Genomic DNA, 4,272 nt, shown 5'->3' on the forward strand with positions numbered 1-4,272 from the left:
CCTGCGAATGCCCCACCACCGCATCCGGCACCACACCCACCGACGACCACACCGCCGCCAACCCCACCATCACCGCGAAACAAGCAGGCTGCAACACATCCACCCGATCGAGCAGCTCAGGCTCGACATCACCACGCAGCACATCCACCAGCGACCAGTCGACCCACCGCTCCAGCGCGGCAGCACACTCGGCGATCCGCTCGGCGAACACCGGGGAGGAATCGAGCAGCTCCCGGCCCATCCCGGCCCACTGGGTGCCCTGGCCCGGGAACACCCACACGACCTTCGCCGGCACCGCCGCGCTGCCGGTCACCACAGCGGGTGCGTCCTCACCGCGTGCCAGGGCACCCAGCCCAGCCAGTGCTTCCGCACGAGATCCCGCCACCACGACGGCCCGTTCGGTCAGCGCCGCCCGGCTCGACACCAGCGCCCCGGCCACGTCCTCCAGTGCGGCACCGTCGAGGAATGCGGCCAGCCGCCGGGCCTGCCCCGCCAACGCCCTGGCACCGCGTGCCGACAGCACGAGCGGCACGGTGTTCGGTTGGCTCGCCCCACTCGCGGGGTGCTCTGCCGGCTCGTCAGCCTCCTCCAGGATCACGTGTGCGTTCGTCCCGCTGATGCCGAACGAGGACACCCCGGCCCGCCGCGGTCGAGCACCGCGCGGCCAGTCGCGGGCCTCGGTCAGCAACTCCACGGCACCGGTGGACCAGTCCACTTCGGACGTCGGTTCGGCCACGTGCAGGGTCGCCGGAAGGACGCCGTGCCGGAGCGCCTGCACCATCTTGATCACACCGGCCACCCCCGCGGCCGCCTGCGTGTGACCGATGTTCGACTTCAACGACCCCAACCACAACGGACGCCGCGGGTCCCGGCCCTGCCCGTAGGTGGCCAGCAACGCCTGCGCCTCGACCGGATCGCCCAGCGCGGTGCCGGTGCCATGCGCCTCCACGGCGTCCACATCGGACGGTGTCAGACCCGCCGCGGCGAGTGCGCGGCGGATGACCCGCTGCTGCGACAGACCGTTCGGCGCCGTCAGGCCGTTCGACGCGCCGTCGGAGTTCAGTGCGGATCCACGCAGCAGAGCCAGTACCCGGTGCCCACGCGCCCGCGCCACCGACAGGCGCTCCAGTACGACCACGCCCGCGCCCTCGGCCCAGCCGGTCCCGTCGGCCGTCGACGAGAACGCCTTGCACCGCCCGTCGGGGGCCAGTGCCCGCTGCCGGGAGAACTCCACGAAGGTCCCGGGCGTGGCCATCACGGTCGCACCGCCGGCCAGCGCCAGCGAGCACTCCCCCGACCGCAACGCCTGCGCGGCAAGGTGGATCGCCACCAGCGACGACGAACACGCCGTGTCCACCGTCACGGCCGGCCCCTCGAAACCGAACACGTAGGACACCCGGCCCGACGCCACGCTGGACGCCGACCCGGTGGTCGTGAACCCTTCCAGTTCCGGCGGAACCGCACCCGCTCCGTAGCCCTGGCCCATCAGGCCGGAGAACACCCCGACCTCCGCGCCCTTCAACGACAGCGGGTCGATGCCCGCCCGTTCCAGCGCCTCCCACGAGGTCTCCAGCAGCAGCCGCTGCTGCGGGTCCATCGCCAACGCCTCACGGGGCGAGATCCCGAAGAACCCCGCGTCGAACAGCCCGGCATCGCGCAGGAAACCGCCCTGGTCCGTGTATGAGGTGCCCACGCGGTCCGGGTCCGGGTCGAACAGGCGGTCGAGGTCCCAGCCCCGGTCGCCGGGGAACCCGGAGACGGCGTCGACCCCGTCCGCCACCAGCTGCCACAGGTCCTCCGGTCCCGTCACCGCACCGGGCAGCCGGCAGGCCATGCCCACGATCGCGATCGGTTCCCCGGGGTCGGCCGCCTCGGCCGGCTCGGCATCCGGCTCGCCGCCGGGTCGGGTGACGCCGAGGACCTCCGCCCGCAGGCGGGCCGCCAGCGCGAGCGGCGTGGGGTGGTCGAAGACGACGGCTGCGGGCAGCCGCAGCCCGGTGCTCGCGGTCAGCCGGTTGCGCAGTTCGACGACGGCCACGGAGGTGAGACCCAGGTCGCGGAAGGCGCGGTCGGCCGGGACCGACTCGGGGCCCGGCTCTCGCAGTACGACGGCGGCCTGCGTCCGGACCAGGTCTTCCAGCAGTGCCAGCTGCGCGCGCTCGTCCAGTTCGGACAGCCGGCCACGCAGGGCCGTCGTGACGGCGCCGTCAGGCTCGCTCTGTCCGGACGGGATCTCCTCGTCCGGTTCGCCTGCCCGCATCGCCAGCAGCGACGGGTGGTTCGCCGTGACGGCGAGGTCGAACGCGGCGAACAGGTCGGCCAGCCGTCCGGTGTCGGGGGACCAACCGAGGAAGGAACCGGGCAGGTTCCGCAGCCGACGGGCCCGCACCACGGCATCGGACAGGACGCTGTTCACGGCCGCGTCGGGGTTTCCGGGCGCCCCCGCGAATCCGGCGACGTCGGACACCACGACGAACGCGGCGGGCCCGTCGCCGGCGGTCATCTCGTCCAGGTGCAGGGCCAGTTCGGGATCGTCGGCGACGTGCACCACCGCGGTCACCGGCTGACGGAGGCGGGCCAACGCGGCACGCAGTGGCTCGGGATTCCTCCCGTCGGCGGCCACCCGGGCGGTGTCCGGTTCGCGGCCGGGGGAACCGACGAGCAGCAGGCTCTCCGCCCCGTGGACGGTCGCCAGCCGGTGTGCCAGCCACGCGCCGTGCTGGGTGTCCGCTCCGGTGACCACGACCGTGCCGGCGGCACCCGGCCACGGTTGCGCCCGCGGCAGGTCGGCCACGGGCAGGCGGGTCGACCGGGGTGCCAGCAGTGCACCCGACCGCACCGCGACCCGCCGCTCGTTCGACGCGACGGCGGTCAGCAGGATGTCCGGGTCGGCCGGTGTGTCGCCGTCGAGGTCGACGACGGTGAGCGCGACGTCCGGGAAGAACCGGGCGAGGGCCCAGAGCGGCGCGTGGGCCAGGTTCTGCGCACCGTCCGCCGCGCCGGCCGCGACCGCGCCGCGGGTGAGGACGACGAGCCGGGAGGCCGCCAGTTCCGGTCGTGCCGGCCAGTCGTCCACGTCCTCCGCGAGGAGGCGGGCGTTGTCCCGTCCCGCGGCGACCGGGTCCCGCGCGGGTTCGGCCGGTGGGACGAGAACCGTCACGTCCGGCACCGCGGCCGCACCGGCCACCCCGGCGAGGTCCGGGTACTGCCGCACCACCGCGCCGTGTGCTGCCAGGGCGCTGACGAGTGCGGGCGCGGGACCGACCACCGCCCAGTTCCGCGCCCTGTGCGTCGTCGGGGCGGTCACCGGGACCCAGTCCACGCTCAGCAGGGCGTCGTGGTGTCCGCTCGCCGTGTACCGCAGGCGGCTCGGCTGGTCGGCCAGGAGCCGTCGCTGGATCTTGCCCGAGGCGGTCCGGGGAATGGCCGTGACCTCGCGGACCTGTTCGGGCACCTTGTAGGGGGAGAGCCGCTCGCGGCACCGGGTCACCAGCGCCTGGACGTCGACCCCGGCGGGACCGGGGATCACGTACGCGACCGGCACCTCGCCGAGCGTGTCGTGCGGCGCGGCGGCCACCGCCACGTCGGCGACGCCCGGGACGGTGCGCAGGACCGCCTCCACCTCGGCGGGGTGGATGTTCTCGCCACCGCGGATGACGAGTTCCTTGATGCGGCCTCGGATGCTGACGTAGCCGGCGTCGTCACGGCTGGCCAGGTCGCCGGTCCGGAACCAGCCGTCCCGCATCGCCTCGGCGGTCGCCTCCGGACTGTTGTGGTAGCCGACCATGACGTTCGGCCCGCTGACCCACACCTCCCCCTCCCCGCCGGCGGGCACGTCGGTCCCGGTGGCGGGGTTGACGATGCGGACCCCGACGCCCGGCACGGGCAGGCCGCAGGAGCCCTCGACCCGGGGACCGTCCGGTGGGTTCATCGTGATGGCCCCGCACGTCTCGGTGCTGCCGTAGGCGTCGACCAGCGGGACCCCGAAGATCTCCTCGAACTCCCGGCGCAGCCCGGACCCGAGGACCGCGCCCCCGACCAGACCGATCCGCAGGCCCGGTGCCGAGAACCCGTGCTGTTTGGCCACCCGCACCAGGTGGTGGTAGGTGGTGGGCACACCGGCGAGGTAGGTCGGTTCGTCCTCGCGCAGTGCCCTGATGACGTCCTCGATGGAACTCCCGTCCATGATCCGGGCGGTGGCGCCGACCACGGTGACGGAGAGGACGCACGCGATGTGCGAGAGGCTGTGGAACAGCGGGAGCGGCCACAGCA

At 73.9% G+C, this 4,272-nt stretch carries 1 protein-coding gene; it reads right to left on the minus strand.

Going from position 1 to position 4,272, the window contains the following annotated elements:
* On the minus strand, window positions 1-4,272 hold a 4,272-nt coding region (locus ACJ73U_RS13165), incomplete at both ends, for a beta-ketoacyl synthase N-terminal-like domain-containing protein (RefSeq protein ID WP_407777873.1).

It is taken from the genome of Actinophytocola sp. (assembly GCF_045807065.1).
In the GTDB taxonomy this organism is placed as follows: Bacteria; Actinomycetota; Actinomycetes; order Mycobacteriales; family Pseudonocardiaceae; genus Actinophytocola.